Source organism: Jatrophihabitans sp., assembly GCF_036388195.1.
Taxonomy (GTDB): Bacteria; Actinomycetota; Actinomycetes; order Mycobacteriales; family Jatrophihabitantaceae; genus Jatrophihabitans_A.
The window spans coordinates 1-17,772 of the sequence record NZ_DASVSG010000098.1; the positions used below are offsets into that span (position 1 = coordinate 1).

General features: G+C 71.7%; 14 protein-coding genes. 6 read left to right on the forward strand and 8 right to left on the reverse strand.

From position 1 onward, the window contains the following. Together VF612_RS10165 and VF612_RS10170 are read right to left on the reverse strand one after the other, a co-directional pair. The coding region (locus tag VF612_RS10165) for a bifunctional salicylyl-CoA 5-hydroxylase/oxidoreductase (protein WP_408659735.1) at positions 1-2,290 on the reverse strand (2,290 nt) is incomplete at its 3' end. Between the two features lie 84 nt (positions 2,291-2,374). Next, entirely contained in the window at positions 2,375-3,997 is a 1,623-nt protein-coding gene (locus tag VF612_RS10170; RefSeq protein WP_408659736.1) for an AMP-binding protein, read from the reverse strand. A 103-nt stretch (positions 3,998-4,100) separates the two neighbouring features. On the opposite strand from VF612_RS10170, the gene VF612_RS10175 reads away from it, so the two are divergent. After that, entirely contained in the window at positions 4,101-4,949 is an 849-nt protein-coding gene (locus VF612_RS10175; protein ID WP_408659737.1) for a PaaX family transcriptional regulator C-terminal domain-containing protein, read from the forward strand. A gap of 2 nt (positions 4,950-4,951) precedes the next feature. Here the strand turns inward: VF612_RS10175 and VF612_RS10180 are convergent, their stop codons facing one another. The 6 genes from VF612_RS10180 to VF612_RS10205 form a co-directional block, all read right to left on the reverse strand. Further along, the gene (locus VF612_RS10180; RefSeq protein ID WP_408659738.1) at positions 4,952-5,353 is read right to left on the reverse strand and encodes a RidA family protein; all 402 of its coding nucleotides are present in this window, start codon (positions 5,351-5,353) and stop codon (positions 4,952-4,954) included. Positions 5,354-5,396: 43 nt separating this feature from the next. After that, a complete protein-coding gene (locus tag VF612_RS10185; RefSeq protein ID WP_408659739.1) occupies positions 5,397-6,158 on the reverse strand; it encodes an SDR family NAD(P)-dependent oxidoreductase in 762 nt (253 codons plus the stop codon). Next, entirely contained in the window at positions 6,155-6,985 is an 831-nt protein-coding gene (locus VF612_RS10190; protein ID WP_408659740.1) for an enoyl-CoA hydratase family protein, read from the reverse strand. Before VF612_RS10190 ends, VF612_RS10185 begins: the two co-directional genes overlap by 4 nt. After that, positions 6,982-8,148, reverse strand: coding sequence for an acyl-CoA dehydrogenase family protein (locus VF612_RS10195; protein WP_408659741.1), 1,167 nt, complete (start codon positions 8,146-8,148; stop codon positions 6,982-6,984). Before VF612_RS10195 ends, VF612_RS10190 begins: the two co-directional genes overlap by 4 nt. 176 nt (positions 8,149-8,324) lie before the next feature. Continuing rightward, positions 8,325-8,615: a hypothetical protein gene (locus VF612_RS10200; RefSeq protein WP_408659742.1), complete on the reverse strand. Its 291-nt coding sequence runs from the start codon at positions 8,613-8,615 to the stop codon at positions 8,325-8,327. 77 nt (positions 8,616-8,692) lie between these two features. Then, positions 8,693-11,005 (reverse strand): DEAD/DEAH box helicase, encoded by a 2,313-nt coding sequence (locus tag VF612_RS10205; protein WP_408659743.1) that lies wholly within the window; start codon positions 11,003-11,005, stop codon positions 8,693-8,695. 157 nt (positions 11,006-11,162) lie between these two features. On the opposite strand from VF612_RS10205, the gene VF612_RS10210 reads away from it, so the two are divergent. The 5 genes from VF612_RS10210 to topA all read left to right on the forward strand — a co-directional run. Continuing rightward, positions 11,163-11,498, forward strand: coding sequence for an STAS domain-containing protein (locus VF612_RS10210; RefSeq protein WP_408659744.1), 336 nt, complete (start codon positions 11,163-11,165; stop codon positions 11,496-11,498). 260 nt (positions 11,499-11,758) lie between these two features. Further along, on the forward strand, positions 11,759-14,092 hold the full coding sequence (locus VF612_RS10215) for a sodium-translocating pyrophosphatase (protein ID WP_408659745.1): 2,334 nt from the start codon (positions 11,759-11,761) through the stop codon (positions 14,090-14,092). 132 nt (positions 14,093-14,224) lie between these two features. Beyond that, positions 14,225-14,812 carry a hypothetical protein gene (locus tag VF612_RS10220; RefSeq protein ID WP_408659746.1) on the forward strand — a complete coding sequence of 196 codons (588 nt, stop codon included), beginning with the start codon at positions 14,225-14,227 and terminating at the stop codon, positions 14,810-14,812. Positions 14,813-14,853: 41 nt separating this feature from the next. After that, positions 14,854-15,354 (forward strand): gluconokinase, encoded by a 501-nt coding sequence (locus VF612_RS10225; RefSeq protein WP_408659747.1) that lies wholly within the window; start codon positions 14,854-14,856, stop codon positions 15,352-15,354. A 253-nt stretch (positions 15,355-15,607) separates the two neighbouring features. Next, positions 15,608-17,772, forward strand: a 2,165-nt coding sequence (gene topA, locus VF612_RS10230) for a type I DNA topoisomerase (RefSeq protein WP_408659748.1), incomplete at its 3' end; no start/stop codon positions are given.

Consider the following 17,772-nt stretch of genomic DNA (forward strand, 5'->3'; position numbering starts at 1 on the left):
AGTCCGCGCCGGGGCCGCGGTACTCCTGGTCGGCGGCCGCGTGCAGCGTCCAATGCGGGTCGTACAGGTGCGGCCTGCCCACCGCCACCAGATCGGCCCGGCCGGCCAGCAGCACCGAGTTGACGTCGTCGTAGGAGGAGATGGCGCCCACCGCGATCACCGCCACGCCGTAGCGCTCGCCGATGTCGTTGCGGATCCGGTCGGCATACGGCGTCTGGTAACTGCGTCCGTAGGCCGGCTTCTCGTCCTTGACCACCTGACCGGTCGAGACATGGATGGCGTCCGCGCCGTGCTCGGCGAACGCCCGGGCGATCTCGACCGCCTCCTCGACGTCGTTGCCGCCCTCGTACCAGTCGGTGGCCGAGATCCGGACGCTGATCGGACGGTCGGACGGCCAGGCGGCGCGCACCGCGTCGAAGACCTCGAGCGGGTAGCGCAGCCGGTGGGCCAGGTCACCGCCGTACTCGTCGGTGCGGACGTTGGACAGCGGGGACAGGAACGACGAGAGCAGGTAGCCGTGCGCGCAGTGCAGCTCCAGCAGGTCGAAACCCGCGCGCGCGGCGGCGGCGGCGTTCCCGACGAAATCGGCCTTGATCTCCTCGAGGTCGGCCCGGGTCAGCTCGCGCGGTGCGGCGTTGGCCGGCGAGTAGGGCAGCGGGGACGGTGCGACGATCTCCCAGTTGCCCTCGGGAAGCGGCTCGTCGATGCCCTCCCACATCAGCTTGGTCGAGCCCTTGCGCCCGGAGTGGCCGAGCTGGACGCCGATCTTGGCGGTGCTCTCACGGTGGACGAAGTCGACCACCCGAGCCCATGCCCGCTCCTGCTCAGTGGTGTAGAGCCCCCCGCAGCCGGGGGTGATCCGCGCAGTGGGTGACACGCACACCATCTCCGTCATCACCAACCCGGCGCCTCCCAGCGCCCGCGAGCCGAGGTGCACCAGGTGGAAGTCGGTCGGCACCCCGTCGACGGCTGAGTACATGTCCATCGGCGACACGACGACCCGGTTCTTCAGCTCCAGCTGCCCGAGGCGGAAGGGGTGGAACATCGGCGGACAGGCCTGCCGATCAGCCACCGGCCCGCGGTCCGCCGCAGTGGCCAGCCGGTCCGCCGCAGTGGCCAGCCGGCCCGCCTCGTGCCGGGCGAACCAGGCATCCATGCCCGCCACGAACTCCGGGTCACGCAGCCGCAGGTTGTCGTACGTGATGCGCCGGCTGCGGGTCACGATGTTGAACGCGAACTGCTCCGGCGGCTGGGCGACGTAATGGCCGATGTTCTCGAACCAGTCCAGCGAAGCCCGGGCGGCGCGCTGGGTCGAGAGCACCACCGGGCGGCGCTCGGTCTCGTAGGCCTCCAGGGCGGCCGGCACGCCGTCGTGCTCGTGCAGGCAGGCCACCAGCGCCAGCGCGTCCTCCATCGCCAGCTTCGTGCCCGAGCCGATCGAGAAGTGCGCGGTGTGCGCGGCATCGCCGAGCAGCACCACGTTGCCGTTTCGCCAGGTGCCGTTGGAGATGGTGGTGAAGCTCTGCCACTTGGAGTTGTTCTTCAGGATCTGGTGACCGTCCAGGATGTCGCCGATCAGCTCCTGCACCCGTGCCACGGATCTCTCGTCGCTGACCCCGGGCGGGAACACCGTGGTTGCCGACTCGGCGAAACCGGCCCGGCGCCAGACGTCGTCATGCATCTCCACGATGAAGGTGCTGCCGGTGGCGTCATAGGGATAGCCGTGCACCTGCATGACCCCGTACGGCGTCGGGCAGATGTAGAACTTGAAGGCCTCGAACACCAGGTCGGTGCCCAGCCACATGTACTTGTTGCGGCCCACCTCCAGCGACGGCCGGAACACGTCGGCGTACTTGGTGCGCACCCCGGAGTTCGCCCCGTCGCAGGCGATCACCAGGTCGTACTCCAGGCTCAGGGTGTCGACGTCCGGCGCCTGGCTGCGAAAGGCCACCCGCACGCCCAGCTCGGCGCAGCGCTCCTGCAGCAGTTGCAGCAACGTCTTGCGGCTCATGGCCGCGAAGCCCTGCCCGCCCACCGTGGTCAGGGTGCCGCGGTAGTGGATGTCGATGTCGTCCCAGCGGGCGAACTGCTCGGCCATCCGGGCGTAGATCACCGGATCGGCGTGCTCGATGCCACCGAGGGTCTCGTCGCTGAACACCACCCCGAAGCCGAAGGTGTCCTCGGCGGCGTTGCGCTCCCAGACGTCGATCGCGGCGTCAGGGTCCAACGCCTTGGCGAGCGCGGCGAAGTACAGCCCGCCGGGACCCCCGCCGATGACGGCGATACGCATGCTCATTTCTCCTTCTGCGGTTTCTCCGCATGGGGCACCGCGCCGACCGGACCCTGTTTGCCGGCCGGCGCGGCCACCCCGGCGCTAGCGCGCAGCCTCGGTTTCCCGGAGCCGGAATCGTTGAACCTTTCCGGTAGACGTGCGCGGTAACGCCGGGACGAATTCGATGGAGCGTGGGTACTTGTACGGGGCGATGGTCTGCTTGGCGAAGTCCTGCAGCTCGGCGACCTTCGCCTCGTCCTGCGCCGCGCCCTCGCGCAGCACGACGACGGCGTGCACGGTGGCGCCTCGTTCGGGATCGGGCCGGCCCACCACCGCGCACTCCACGACATCCGGGTGCTGCTCCAACGCCCGTTCGACCTCCGGCGCGGCGATGTTGTACCCCGACGAGACGATCATGTCGTCGCTGCGCGCCTGGTACCAGAAGTAGCCGTCGGAGTCGCGGATGTAGGTGTCGCCGGTGACGTTCCACCGGTGCTGGACGTACACCGCCTGCCGGGGATCGGCCAGGTAGCGGCAACCGGTGGGGCCGACGACCGCCAGCCGGCCCGCCGTGCCGTCCGGCGCCGGGTTGCCCTCGGCATCGAGCACGGCCGCGGTGTAGCCCGGCACCGCCTTGCCGGTCGCGCCCGGCCGGATGTCGCCGTCGGCGGCGGAGATGAACACGTGCAGCATCTCGGTGCTGCCGATGCCGTCGATGAGTTCGATGCCGGTCTTGTCGTGGAGCTCCTGCCACACCGGGCGGGGCAGGTGCTCGCCGGCCGACACCGCGCGCCGCACGCCCGCCAGCCGGTGCTGCTGCCCGGCGCGCAGGATCGCCCGGTACGCAGTCGGCGCGGTGAACAGCACGGTGGCTCCGAACCGTTCGACCGCCTCGGCCAGCTCAGTGGGGGTGGCCCGCTCGATCAGCAGCGTCGAGGCGCCGATCCGCAGCGGGAACACCAGCAGCCCGCCGAGGCCGAAGGTGAACGCCAGCGGCGGGGTGCCGGTGAAGATGTCGTCGGGGCGGCCCGCCACCAGGTGCTTGCCGAAGGTGTCGGCGATCGCCAGCACGTCCCGGTGGAAGTGCATCGTCGCCTTGGGGATGCCCGTGGTGCCCGAGGTCGGCGCCAGCAGCGCGACGTCGTCGGCCGCGGTGTCGACGTTGTCGAATGCCGTCGGCTTCTCGGCGCACCGGACGATCAGGTCCTCAGTACCCCCGCCGCCGTAGCTCAGCACCGGGATCCCGGCCGCCGTGACGGCCGGCATCAGGTCGTCGGTGAATCGGGAGTCGCAGATCGCCAGGGTGGCGCGGGTCAGCTCGATCAGCGGCGTGATCTCGCCGCTGCGCAGCATCGGCACGGTGAGCACCATGACGCCGCCGGCCTTGAGCACCGCGAACCAGCAGGCCACCAGCCAGGGGTTGTTCGGCCCGCGCAGCAGGACCCGCTGGCCGGGCAGCAGGCCCGCGTCCTCGCTGAGGTACCGGGCCAGCTGGTTCGACCGGGCGAGCAGCTCGCCGTAGGTCCAGGTCTCCTCGGCGGTGCGCAACGCCGGCCGGTCGGCGCCGTGGGCCGCCACCACCTCGTCCAGCAGCGCCGCCGCGCAGTTGAGCCGTTGCGGGTACTGCAGCTCGGGCAGGTCGAAGTGGAAGTCAGGCCACTGCTCCTGGGAGGGGAGGTTGTCCCGGCAGAACGTGTCCACGTGAGCAGACGGCGAGAGCTCCACTGTTCGTCCCCTTCTCCACGGACGGCTGCCAGTATTCTCTACTTGTGACGACAGTCAAGAACGCGCGATATCTTGGCGGGAGCTCGCGCGCCAAGGAGGTCCGATGACCAGCCTCGCCAGGCCCGCCGGCCCGGACGAGCTGCTGGCCGAGGCCCAACCGCGGCAGCTGATCGTCACGATCTACGGGCTGTACGCGCGCGAGCAGCCGAACTGGCTGCCGATCGCCGGGGTGGTCCGGCTGATGGCAGACCTGGGCATCGACGGCCAGGCGGTGCGCTCGTCGATCTCGCGGCTCAAGCGCCGGGACATCCTGCACAGCCTGCGGATCGACGGAGCTGCCGGGTACGCGCTCTCGCCGTCGATGCTGGAGGTCATGCGCGAGGGCGATCGGCGGATCTTCGACCAGCGGCCGGCCAGCCTGGCCGACGGCTGGGTGCAGGTGGTCTTCACGGTGCCCGAGGCCGAGCGGGGCAAGCGGCACGAGCTGCGGACCAGGCTGGCCCGTCTCGGCTTCGGCCCGGTGGCGCCGGGCGTCTGGCTCGCGCCGGGCGCGCTGGCCGCCGAGGTCAGCGACGTGCTCGCGCGCCAGCGGCTGTCGGCCTACGTCGACATCTTCCGCGGCCAGTACCTCGGCTACGCCGAGCTGCCCGGGCGGGTGCGCGACTGGTGGGACCTGGACGATCTCGCCGCCAAGTACGCCCAGTTCGTCAGCCACTACCGGTTGGTGGGACGGCGGTTGGCACAACAGCCGCCCGACGGCGGCCAGGCCTTCGCCTCCTACGTCCGGATGCTCACGGCGTGGCGACGGCTGCGCTACCTCGACCCGGGCCTGCCGGTCGAGGTGCTGCCCGCGTCCTGGGACGGCGTCGCGGCGGCCGAGCTGTTCGGCCAGCTCAGCGGCATGCTGCGCCCGCTGGCGCACGAGCATGCGATGCAGGCTCTCCACGACTGAGCTCAGCGCGGGATCTCGGCCACGCCCTGCAGCTCGACGAGTGCCTCCTCGTCCCACAGCCGGGCGATCCCGATGCCGGCCATCGCCGGGTACTCGGTGCCGGCCAGCCGCCGCCAGACGGCGCCGATCTCGCGGGCGTGCGCCCGGTAGTCGGCGATGTCGACGATGTAGATCGTGACCGTGGCCAGGTGCTCGGGCCGGCCACCGGCGGCGGCCAGCGCGGTCAGCAGGTTGGACAGCGCCTGCTCGAACTGCTCCACGATGCCCGCCCCGACGATGACGCCGGCCTTGTCTAGGGCGGTCTGCCCCGCCAGGTACACCCGCACGGTGTCGGTGGCGCGGACCGCGTGCGCGAAGCCGGACGGCCGGCCGAGCTCCTCGGGGTTGATCCGCTCGAGGGTCATGCCGTCACCAGCTCTTCGCGTCCACTCGTTCCCACGCGATCACTCATGACTGCACCGCTCCTCCGTCGACATTGATTCCCTGCCCGGTGACCGCGGCGTTGCGCACGCAGAACCGCACCGCCTCGGCCACCTCGTCCGGGTCGATCAACCGCCCGATCGGCTGTCGGCGGGCCAGCGCGGCCCGCGCGTCCTCGGGGCTGCGGCCGCTGCGGGCGGCGATCGCCTGGACGGTGGCCTCGGTCATCGGGGTGTCGACGTAGCCCGGGCAGACGGCGTTGACCGTCACCCCGGTGCGGGCCAGCTCGGACGCCGCGGCCCGGACCAGCCCCAGCACGCCGTGCTTGGAGGCGGTGTAGGCCGCGACCTGGGCCTCGCCGCGCTTGCCCACCACCGACGCGATGACCACGACCCGGCCCCAGCCGCGCTCGGTCATCGACGGCAGCGCCCTGCGGATCAACCGGAACGGGGCGGTCAGGTTGAGATCGAGCATCCGCGCCCAGTCCGAGTCCGAGGTGTCGACGATCGGGGCGGCGAACCCGGCGCCGGCGCTGCAGACGAGCACCTCCACCGGCCCCCAGTCCCGCTCGATCCGCTCGAACGCGGCCTCCACGGCGCTGGCGTCGGTGACGTCGGCCGGCACGATCAGGGCGGGGCCCGGCAGTGCCCCGGCCACGCGATCCAGGGCGGCGGTGTCCCGGCCCAGCAGCGCGACCCGGTGCCCCTCGCCGGACAGCGCGGCAGCGACCGCGGCGCCGATCCCGCGGCTGGCGCCGGCGACCAGGCAGACCCGGGCGGGGACCGTCAACGCCCGCTCCAGCGCGGTGGCCGGCGCTCGTTGAACGCCGCATGGAACTCGGCATGGTCATCGGTGGTCATCAACAGCGCCTGGGTCATCGCGTCCATCTCCATCGCGCCGGCCAGGGACATGTCCAGCTCGCGGGTGATCAGCGCCTTGGTCTGGGCGTAGGCCAGCGTCGGCCCCGACGCGAGCCGGGTGGCCAGCTTCGCCACCGCGGCGTCGAGGTCCTCGTCGGCCACCAGCTCGCTGACCAGGCCGTACCGGTCGGCCGTCGCCGCGTCGATGGTGTCGCCGAGCATGAGCAGCTGGGTGGCCCGGCCGGCCCCGACCATCCGGGGCAGCAGGTAGGCCGCGCCCATGTCCCCGCCGGAGAGCCCCACCTTGGTGAACAGGAACGCGAACCGGGCGGACTGCGTCACCACCCGGAAGTCCGAGGCCAGCGCGATCACCGAGCCCGCTCCGGCGGCGATGCCCTGGATGCCGGACACGATCGGGACGGAGACCTCGCGCATCGCCCGGATCAGGTCGCCGGTCATCTTGGTGAACGCCATCAGCTCGCGCGGGCGCATCTTGATCAGCTCGCCGATGATCTCGTTGACGTCGCCGCCGGCGCAGAAGGCCTTGCCTGCGCCCCGGATCACCAGCACCCGCACGTCGTCGCGGTAGGGCAGCTGCTGCACCAGGTCCCGCAGGTCGGCGTAGCTCTCGAAGGTCAGCGGGTTGAGCTTCTCCGGCCGGTTCAGGGTCACCGTGGCGATGCCGTCGGCGACCGCGAAGTCGAAGTGCTGCCAGTCCTCGGTGATCGGGACGGAGGCGCGGAACCTGTTCGTCATGCTCGGTCTCCTTGTCCAGCCGGCCCTGCCGCGGTCTGCACCAGGGACCGCCCGATGATGGTGCGCTGCACTTCGGAGGCGCCCTCGTAGATCCGCGGCGCCCGCACGTCCCGGTACAGCCGCTCGAGCAGGTGCCCGCGTTGCAGGGCGCGGGCTCCGTGCAGCTGCACGGCCGCATCGACGACGAACTGGGCGCTCTCGGTGGCGAACAGCTTGGCCATCGCCGCCTGCCGGGTGAGTTGGGCCGCCGGCGCGCCGCTGTCGTAGGCCGAGGCGGCGGCGTACACCAGCAACCGGCTGGCCTCGACCCGGGTGGCCATCTCGGCAAGCAGGTGGCTGACCGCCTGCTGATCACTGAGCACCCCGCCGAAGGCCTGCCTGCCGGTGGTGTGCGCGATCGCGGCGTCCAGCGCCGCCTGGGCCATCCCGACCGCGAAGGCGCCGACGCTGGGACGCAGCACGTCCAGGGTGCGCATCGCGATCTTGAAGCCGGCGTCGACCTCGCCCACCACGTCGGCACGCTCGACCCGGACGCCGTCGAAGACCAGCCGGCCGATCGCGTGCGGCGCCAGCATGTCCAGATGCTCGCCGGTCAGACCGGCTGAGTCCCCGGCCACCACGAACGCGGTGATGCCGCGGGCGCGGGCGTCGGCCGTGGTGCGGGCGAAGACCGTGTAGACGTCGGCCTCGGGGGCGTTGGAGATCCAGGTCTTCTCACCGGTCAGCCGCCAGCCGTTGCCGTCCGGCTCGGCCCGCAGTTGGAGCGCCGCGGCGTCGGAGCCGGCTTCGGCCTCCGACAGCGCGAACGAGGCGATGACGGTCCCGGCGGCCACCCCGTCGCGGTACCGCTGCGCCTGGCTCTCGGTGCCGAAGAGCAGGAAGGGGTAGCTGCCCAGCGCCTGCAGGGCCAGCGCCGTCTCGGCCTCGGTGCTGACGGTGGCCAGCGTCTCGCGCAGCAGGCAGAGCTCCATGGCAGCGGCCGACCGACCGCTGCCGGCGAACAGCCGGCCCAGCAGCCCGTGCTTGCCCAGCGCTTCCAGCAGCGGCCGGTTCACGTGGCCCTCGGCGCCTCGCTCGGCCAGCGGCAGGAGCTCCCGGGCGGCAATCTCGCGGACCTCGCGCGCGTAGGCCAGCTGCTCAGCGGTGAGCGCGAAGGCGGACATGGGTCTCCCGGGGGACGAGGCTGGCCGCCGCTGCTCTGCTTCTATCTTCCAAGCGGGCTGCGACCGGCACGAGCCTAGCGAATCCGCGACGACCGTCAACATCGCGCGATATCACCGGATGACGACGCGATGCTGCGGACGAGGGCCGCCACCGCCCGGACCAAGGCGCCGGTGGGCTACCAGACCTCGAAGCCCTCGCCCCGCAATGCCTCGGCCGCCTCGGATTCCTGGGCGTTGGGCACCCACAGGGTGATGACCGAGTACGAGGTGCCGTCGACGACCTGGACGCTCTGTAGCGCCAGCTGCGGGAGGGTGGTGGGATCGGGCAGTGACGTGGTCCCGTCCGACAGGGTCGCCTGGACCCGCTGCAGCGCTTGCTCTTCCGGCGAGTCCGGCCGGGCGGTGGTCGCGAACCGAACCCCGGGCACGCCGTCGATGATGTCGTTGCCGCGCGTCACTGTGCTCACTGCTGCCTCCCCACTGCTGACTGTGCCTGCTCACCCCGGCTGGCTGCCGGCCGGTTTCACGGTAGTCGCCTGGCTGATCACGGGCTCGTCAGCCGGGCCAGCACCGCATCGAGCACCAGCAGCGCCCCGGGCTTGTCCAGCGGGTTGTTCCCGTTGCCGCACTTGGGCGACTGGATGCAGGACGGACAGCCGGCCAGGCACTCGCAGCTCCCGATGGCCGCCCGGGTCGCGGCCAGCCAGTCCGGCAGCACCGCATGGCCGCGGGCGGCGAACCCCGCGCCGCCGGGATGCCCGTCGTAGACGAAGACGGTGGGCCGGCCGGTGTCGGCGTGCTGGGCGGTCGACACCCCGCCGATGTCCCAGCGGTCACAGCTGGCGAACAGCGGCAACAACCCGATCGCGGCGTGCTCGGCCGCGTGCAGGGCACCGGGCAGGTCCATCTGCTCCAGGCCGGTCTCGCTGACCAGCACGTCGTCCAGGGTGTACCAGACGGCCTTGGTGACCAGCCGTTGCAGCGGCATGTCCAGCGGGGTCTCATCCAGCAGCTCGCCGCTGAACCGGCGGCGCTGGAAGCTGACGACCTGGTGGGACACCTCGACGGAGCCCCACTGGACGCTGACCCCGTCCAGCATGGCGCTCTGCTCGGTGGCCAGGATCGTGATGTCGGTGATCTCCTGCGCGCAGGTGGTCCACGGCGGATCCTCCGGATGCACCAGCGCCGCGCCGTGCTCCAGATCGAGCTCGTCGACGACGAACGAGCTGCCCTGGTGCAGGTACACCGCCGCCGGATGCACCGTCGCCGGGGCGGTCGCCGCATCGACGGTGCCCAGCAGCGTGCCGGAGCCCGAGTCCACCACCGTGACCGGCTGCCCGGAGCCCCGCAGGTTCGCCGTGGGGCGGTTCCGGTCGGTCCAGAACCAGCCGGCCGGACGCTTGCGCAGCAGGCCCTGCTCCACCAGGGCAGCCAGCACCGGCTCGGCCGCCGCCGGGCCGCCGAACAGCTCGACATCGGCGGGTCTGAGCGCCAGCTCGGCGGCCGCGCAGCACAGGTGCGGCCCGAGCACGTGCGGGTTGCCCGGATCGGTGACGCTGGCCTCCACCGGCCGCGCGAAGATCGCCGCCGGGTTGTTCACCAGGTAGGTGTCCAGCGGGTCGTCCCGGGCGATGAACACCACCAGCGCGTCCTGGCCGCGGCGCCCGGCCCGGCCGGCCTGCTGCCACAGCGAGGCCAGCGTCCCGGGATAGCCGGCCAGCACCACCGCGTCCAGCCCGGTGATGTCCACGCCCAGCTCCAGGGCGTTGGTGGTCGCCACCCCGAGCAGCTCGCCACTGGTCAGCGACCGCTCCAGCGCGCGGCGCTCCTGCGCCAGGTAGCCGCCCCGGTAGGCCGCGATCCGGTCCACGAGCTCTGCCGCGCCCGCCTCGGCGAGGTGGTTCTTGGCGCCCAGCGCGGTCAGCTCGGCGCTGCGCCGGGACCGGACGAACACCAGCGTGCGTGCGCCGGCGATCACCAGGTCGGCCATCAGCCGGGCGGCCTCGGACCCCGCGGCCCGCCGGATGGGCGCCGACTGCTGGCTGCCGGCCAGCGCCAGCGCCGGCTCCCACAGCGCGAAGGTCCGTGAGCCGCGCGGCGAGCGGTCCTGGTCCACCGTCCGCACCGGCAGCCCGATCAGCCGCGCGGCCGACTGGCCAGGGGTCGCCGAGGTGGCCGAGGCCAGCACGAACACCGGCGCCGAGCCGTAGGCCGCGCAGAGCCGGCGCAACCTGCGCAGCACCAGGGACACGTGCGAGCCGAACAGCCCCCGGTAGTGGTGGCACTCATCGATCACCACGAACCGCAGCCGGCGCAGGAAGCTGGCCCACCGCTGGTGCTGGGGCAGCAGCGTCCGGTGCAGCAGGTCGGGATTGGACAGCACCACGTTGGCGTGCTGGCGGATCCAGTCCCGTTCCTCGAACGGGGTGTCGCCGTCCAGGGTGGCTGCCCGCAGCCCGGCCAGGCCCAGGGCGGTCAGCGCCCGGTGCTGGTCGGCGGCCAGCGCCTTGGTGGGGGACAGGTACAGCACCCGGGACCTGGGCTCGGTGAGCGCCGCGGACAGCATCGGCAGCTGGTAGGCCAGCGACTTGCCCGACGCGGTGCCGGTGGCGATCACCACCGAGTCGCCGGCCCAAGCGTGCTCGGCCGCCTCGACCTGATGCGGCCAGGGCGCGTCGATGCCGCCGGCGGCCAGCGCGGCGAGCAGGTCGGCGGCCACCCAGTCCGGCCAGTCCGCGGCGACCGGTGGCCGGGCCGGGACCTGCTCCACATGGCGCAGCGGGGTCTCGCCGGGCGGGCAGCCGGTGAGTAGGTCGGCCAGCAGCGGATGCGCGGTATCGATCGGTCTGCCCCCCACTCTGCTCGCGGTCTGCTCGCGGTCTGCTGGCACCCGGGCGGCCGGGCACGGCCTGCGTAAGCGCTGCCAGTCATCCAGGAAAAGCCGAAACGTATGCTCAGCCAAGCACGAACCGCTGACAATCTCCGCTGCCAGGAACTGCCAGGAAAGGTCGCCGATGAGCCTGAGCATGACCGCATCCGGCGCCGGCGACCTGACCGTGCTGGAAGTCCGCGGTGAGGTCGACCTGCATTCGGCGGCCCAGCTGCAGGACCGGTTGCTCCAGGTCATCGCCGGCGGGCAGTCGGTCGTGGTCGATCTGACCGGCCTGTCGTTCCTGGACTCGACCGGGCTGGGGGTGCTGGTCGCGGCCCGCAACCAGGCGCAGCAGGCCGGCGCACAGCTGCGGCTGGTGTGCACGTCCGACCGGATGCTCAAGCTGTTCCGGATCACCGGGCTCGACGCCGTCTTCGAGATCTACGCCACCGTGCCGGCTGCGATCGGGGCCGGTTGACAGCGAGAACGCCCGGCCAGAACAGGATCAGGACATCGCACGACCGGTTCGACAAGGCGCCGGATACCTGCCGGTGTGACCAGTCGCACGTCGCTGGGCCGGAGCCTGCGCACGGGGGAATAAGGCGTCCCTTAGACTGCGGCGCAGCCGCACGATGGTGACTTCCCGCTAAGCAGCTTCGGCCCCGACCCCGGGCGAGCCGCTGTGCCGATGCTGTCGGGCGATCCACACTGATCTCGATGGCTGAAGGAGTACGCGTTATGGCTTTGTCCCACCCGGCGCTTGCCGCCCCGACGGGAGATCTCGCCGACCTGGCGTTCTCCGGCGGCGACCGCGCGCTGGTCATGGTTATCGGCCTGGTGGCCGTCGTCGCGCTGATCTTCTCGTTCGTCCTGTTCCGCGAGGTTCTCAGCTATGACCAGGGCACCCCGAAGATGATCCAGATCGCCGAGGCGGTCCAGGAGGGCGCCCAGGCCTACCTGAAGCGCCAGTTCCGGACGCTCTCGGTGGTGGTCGTGGTCGTCTTCCTGCTGCTGTTCGCGCTGCCCGCCGACGACACCGCCGAGCGGGTCGGCCGCTCCGTGTTCTTCCTGGTCGGCGCGCTCTTCTCCGCGATGATCGGGTACTTCGGCATGTGGCTGGCCACCCGGGCCAACCTGCGGGTGGCCGCGGCCGCCAACACCGCCGGACGCGAACGCGCCACCCGGATCGCCTTCCGCACCGGTGGCGCGGTCGGCATGGCCACCGTGGGCCTGGGACTGCTCGGCGCCTCCATCGTGGTGCTGGCCTACACCGACCACGCCCCCCGGGTGCTGGAGGGCTTCGGCTTCGGCGCCGCCACCCTGGCGATGTTCATGCGTGTCGGCGGCGGCATCTTCACCAAGGCAGCCGACGTCGGCGCCGACCTGGTCGGCAAGGTCGAGGCCGGCATTCCCGAGGACGACCCCCGCAACGCCGCGACCATCGCCGACAACGTCGGTGACAACGTCGGTGACTGCGCCGGCATGGCGGCAGACCTCTTCGAGTCCTACGCGGTGACGCTGGTCGCCTCGCTGATCCTGGGCACCGTCGCCTTCGGCACCAAGGGCCTGCTGTTCCCGCTGATCGTGCCCGCCATCGGCGTGCTGACCGCCATCATCGGCGTGTTCATCACCCGGTCCCGGCCGAACGAGGGCGGCCTGACCACCATCAACCGCAGCTTCTACATCTCCGCCGTGATCTCGGCCGTGCTCTGCGCGATCGCGGCCTTCGTCTACCTGCCCACCTCCTTCTCCGACCTCAACGGCGTCGGGCAGGACATCCTCGCCCTCAACGGCAACCCGGCCCTGATCGCGATCATCGCGGTGCTGATCGGCATCGTGCTGGCCGCCGTCATCCTCTGGCTGACGGGCATCTACACCGGCACCGACCACAAGCCGGTGCAGGACGTCGGCAACTCCTCGCTGACCGGCGCCGCCACGGTGATCCTGGCCGGCATCTCGGTCGGCTTCGAGTCGGCCGTCTACACCGCGCTGGTGATCGCCGCGGCCGTGTTCGGGGCGTTCCTGCTGGGTGGCTCCTCGGTATGGGTCGCCCTGTTCGCGGTGGCGCTGGCCGGTTGCGGCCTGCTCACCACCGTCGGCGTCATCGTGGCCATGGACACCTTCGGTCCGGTCTCGGACAACGCCCAGGGCATCGCCGAGATGTCCGGCGACGTCAGCCCGGAGGGCGCGCAGATCCTCACCGAGCTCGACGCGGTGGGCAACACCACCAAGGCCATCACCAAGGGCATCGCCATCGCCACCGCGGTGCTGGCCGCGACCGCGCTGTTCGGCTCGTACCAGAATGCGATCAGCACGGCGGTGGCCAAGACCGGCGGCGAGATCGCCGACAACACCAACTTCGCCAACACCATCGTCAGCCCGAACACCCTGGTCGGCGTCATCATCGGCGCGGCCGTGGTGTTCATGTTCTCCGGCCTCGCGGTGAACGCGGTGTCCCGTGCCGCCGGCGCCGTGGTGTACGAGGTCCGCGCCCAGTTCCGCAACCACCCCGGGATCATGGACGGCACCGAGCGGCCGGAGTACGGCCGGGTCGTCGACATCTGCACCCGGGACTCGCTGCGGGAGCTGATCACCCCCGGCCTGCTCGCGGTGATGGCGCCGATCGCGGTCGGGTTCGGGCTGGGCCTGGGCCCGCTGGCCGGGTACCTCGGCGGCGCGATCGCGACCGGAACCCTGATGGCGGTGTTCCTGGCCAACTCCGGTGGCGCCTGGGACAACGCCAAGAAGCTGGTCGAGGACGGCATCCACGGCGGCAAGGGCTCGGAGGCGCATGCGGCCACGGTGATCGGCGACACCGTCGGTGACCCGTTCAAGGACACCGCCGGCCCGGCGATCAACCCGCTGATCAAGGTGATGAACCTGGTGTCGGTGCTGATCGCGCCGGCCGTCGTCCAGCTCTCGATCGGCGACGACGCCAACGCCGGGATCCGGATCATCATCTCCCTCGTCGCCGTCGCGGTGATCATCGCCGCCATCGTGATCGCCAAGCGGCGGGCCTCCACCCTCAACGACGACCCCGCGGAGGCGCAGGCGGTCGCCCGGGTCGGCTGACCTCCCGCTGCGGGTGGGGCTGACCCACCCGCTGCACGGCATCCAGATGCCCCCGATGCGCTGAGCGTCGGGGGCATCTGGCGTCCGGAGGCCGAGCCGGCCGCGTCCGGGACCAGCCGGCCCGCTCCGGTGATGGACAATCGCGGCGTGCAGTTCTCCCTGTTCGGCGCCGAGGCCGCAGATCCGCTCGTCGAGGATCTGGACGGCGTGCTGTTCGCCGGCGGCGACTGGGTGCGCGCCGACGGCGGAGCGGCCGCCCGGCTCTCGGTGCTGGTGCCCGAGCAGTGGCGGGCCGAGGCGCTGCGGGCGGAGCTCGCGGACCGGGGGTTGGATTCCGACACCGCCGCGGCGCCCGGCGACCTGATCGCGGTGCGCACCCAGATCACCGAGCGGCTGGCCCCGCACGCGCTGCGCTGGACCAGGGGCGCCGCGCTGCGGCCGCCGGCCGACCTGGCGTTGAGCGCCTCGGCACTGCGGCTGTGGGCGATCGCGGCCGGCCGGGCCGAGGAGGCCGGGTTCCTGCTGCGGATGCCCGACCCCGATGGCGAGCTGCACCGGATCGCCGGCGGCCAGCTGGCCAGGCTCGGGGTCACCGCGGTCGAGGTCGGCAGCCGGATCGGCGCCGGCTGGCGGGTCACCTCGGTGAAACGACTGCGCCGGCTGGCCGAGCTGATCGGCGCGCCACCGGCCGGCTGCGGGCCGGACTGGCCGCGCGGCTGATCGGACGACCCACGCAGGCGAACGGGTCTACATTCGGTTCCATGCACATCGGCCGCCACCCCACGGTCGTCGTGATGGGTGTCTCGGGCTGCGGCAAGACCACGGTCGGCGGCATCCTGGCCAACCAGCTGGGCGTTCCGTTCGCCGACGCCGACGACTTCCACACTGCCGAGCTGAAGGCCAAGATGGCAGCCGGCCACCCGCTGACCGACACCGACCGCTCGCCGTGGCTGGCCCGGTGCGCCGACTGGTTGCGCGGTGAGCAGGAGGGCTCCGTCCTGGCCTGCTCGGCGCTCAAGCGCAGCTACCGAGACGTCCTCAGGACGGCCTCGGACCGGCTGTGCTTCCTGCACCTGGCGGGCTCGCCGGAGGTGGTCACCCAGCGGGTCGGGCAGCGGCGCCACCACTACATGCCCGCCGCCCTGGTGGATTCGCAGTACGCCACCCTGGAGCCACTGGGCGCCGACGAGTTCGGGGTGGCCATCGACTTCACCCTGGGGCCGGAGCAGATCGTCGAGCAATTCCTCAAGGAGGTCCAGTGACATCACCGCAGATCGCCGCGGCCAGCTCCGGCAGCCCCGACACCCGCCTGATCCAGGCGCTCAGCGCCGTGATCTGAGACTCATCGCTGCAGACAGCGGCCATGATCGGCCGTTGAATGCGCTTGCGGGAAGAGGGACCGGACTGCGGGAGGAATCGGCGGGACAGGGCACGAGTGGGGTACCGTCCGCCGCAGCGGCATGCAACATGGTGGTACTTCACGATCACTCCAGGTGATCGCAGACAGGAGCGGTTGTGGCACAGGCACGTGGGAAGAGAGCGGCCACCGGCAACAAGCTGGTGATCGTGGAATCCCCTGCGAAGGCGAAGACGATCGGCGGGTATCTCGGCTCGGGGTACACCGTCGAGGCGTCCATCGGCCATATCAGGGATCTGCCCCGCAATGCCGCGGACGTCCCCGCCGCCTACAAGGGCCAACCCTGGGCCCGGCTCGGCGTCGACACCGAGCACGACTTCGAGCCGCTGTACGTGATCAGCCCCGACCGCAAGCAGCAGGTCAGCAAGCTCAAGGCGCTGGTGAAGGACGCCGACGAGATCTACCTGGCCACCGATGAGGACCGCGAGGGCGAGGCGATCGCCTGGCACCTGGTGCAGACGCTCAAGCCGTCGGTGCCGGTGCGCCGGATGGTCTTCCACGAGATCACCCCCGCCGCCATCGCCCGGGCGGTGGCCGAGCCCCGGGAGATCGACGCCCACCTCGTCGACGCGCAGGAGACCCGCCGGATCCTGGACCGGCTGTACGGCTACGAAGTGTCGCCGGTGCTGTGGAAGAAGGTGCTGCCGCGGCTGTCGGCCGGCCGGGTGCAGTCGGTGGCCACCCGGATCGTGGTCGAGCGCGAGCGGCAGCGGATGGCCTTCCACACCGCCAACTACTGGGACATCGAGGGCTCCTTCACCCCCGCCGTGCGCAAGGACGGCGATCCCGAGCATTTCAGCGCCACCCTGGTCGGCCTGGACGACGAGCGGATCGCCACCGGCAAGGACTTCGACCCGGCGACCGGCCGGGCCTCCCGCGAGGTGCTGCACCTGGACGAGGCCGGCGCCCGGGGCCTGGCCGCCCGGCTGGCCGGCGTCGACTTCGCGGTGACCCGGGTCGAGGAGAAGCCCTACCGCCGCCGGCCCTACCCGCCGTTCATGACCTCGACGCTGCAGCAGGAGGCCGGGCGCAAGCTGCGCTGGTCCTCCCAGGTCACCATGCGGGTGGCCCAGCGGCTGTACGAGAACGGCTACATCACCTACATGCGCACCGACTCGACGAACCTGTCCGAGACGGCGCTGACGGCGGCCCGGAGCCAGGCGCGCGACCTCTACGGCGACGCCTACGTCCCGGCCGAGCCGCGCCACTACAGTCGCAAGGTCAAGAACGCCCAGGAGGCGCACGAGGCGATCCGGCCGGCGGGCGACACCTTCCGCACGCCGGGTCAACTGGCGCAGGCGCTGTCCTCGGACGAGTTCCGGCTCTACGAGCTGATCTGGCAGCGCACCCTGGCCTCGCAGATGTCCGACGCGGTCGGCACCACCATGTCGATCCGGCTGGCCGGCGCCTCGGTGGCCGGCGAGCGGGCCGAGTTCGCCACCTCCGGGCGGACCATCACCTTTCCCGGCTTCCTGCGGGCCTACGTCGAGGACACCGACGACGCGGCCGACTCGGGCAGTGGCTCGGGCGAGTCCGGCCGGGACGACAGCGAGAAGCGGCTGCCGCAGCTCAGCCGCGGCGACCGGCTCGGGGCGCGCTCGCTGGAGCCGACCGGGCACTCGACCAGCCCGCCGTCGCGCTACACCGAGGCGTCGCTGGTGAAGGCGATGGAGGAGCTCGGGATCGGCCGGCCGTCCACCTACGCCTCGATCATGCAGACGATCCAGGACCGCGGCTACGTCTGGAAGAAGGGCGCCGCGCTGGTGCCGTCCTGGGTGGCCTTCGCGGTGGTCGGCCTGCTCGAGGGCCACTTCGGCCGGCTGGTGGACTACGGCTTCACCGCCTCGGTGGAGAACGACCTGGACTCGATCGCCGGCGGCGCCACCTCCCGGGTCGACTGGCTGCGCAGGTTCTACTTCGGCATCGCCGACGGCGAGCCCAGCGGTGATGACGGCCGGATCTCCTCCCAGGGCGGGCTGAAGAAGCTGATCGCCGAGCGGCTGGAGGACATCGACGCCCGCGGCGTCAACTCGATCCAGCTGTTCGGGCCGGACAGCGACATCGTGGTGCGGGTCGGGCGGTACGGCCCGTACGTCCAGCAGGGCCCGCCGGAGTCCGAGCGGCGCGCCTCGGTGCCGGAGGACCTGCCGCCGGACGAGCTGACCCCGGAGAAGGTGCAGGAGCTGCTGTCGGCGCCGTCCGGTGACTACACGATCGGGGTCGATCCCGAGACCGGCCGGGAGATCACCGGCAAGAACGGCCG

Coding starts and splice junctions, on each gene's coding strand:
- VF612_RS10180 (WP_408659738.1), bottom strand. CDS start 5,353: ATGACCCTCGAGCGGATCAACCCCGAGGAGCTCGGCCGGCCGTCCGGC.
- VF612_RS10190 (WP_408659740.1), bottom strand. CDS start 6,985: ATGACGAACAGGTTCCGCGCCTCCGTCCCGATCACCGAGGACTGGCAG.
- VF612_RS10195 (WP_408659741.1), bottom strand. CDS start 8,148: ATGTCCGCCTTCGCGCTCACCGCTGAGCAGCTGGCCTACGCGCGCGAG.
- VF612_RS10175 (WP_408659737.1), top strand. CDS start 4,101: ATGACCAGCCTCGCCAGGCCCGCCGGCCCGGACGAGCTGCTGGCCGAG.
- VF612_RS10225 (WP_408659747.1), top strand. CDS start 14,854: ATGCACATCGGCCGCCACCCCACGGTCGTCGTGATGGGTGTCTCGGGC.
- VF612_RS10215 (WP_408659745.1), top strand. CDS start 11,759: ATGGCTTTGTCCCACCCGGCGCTTGCCGCCCCGACGGGAGATCTCGCC.
- VF612_RS10220 (WP_408659746.1), top strand. CDS start 14,225: ATGGACAATCGCGGCGTGCAGTTCTCCCTGTTCGGCGCCGAGGCCGCA.
- VF612_RS10210 (WP_408659744.1), top strand. CDS start 11,163: ATGAGCCTGAGCATGACCGCATCCGGCGCCGGCGACCTGACCGTGCTG.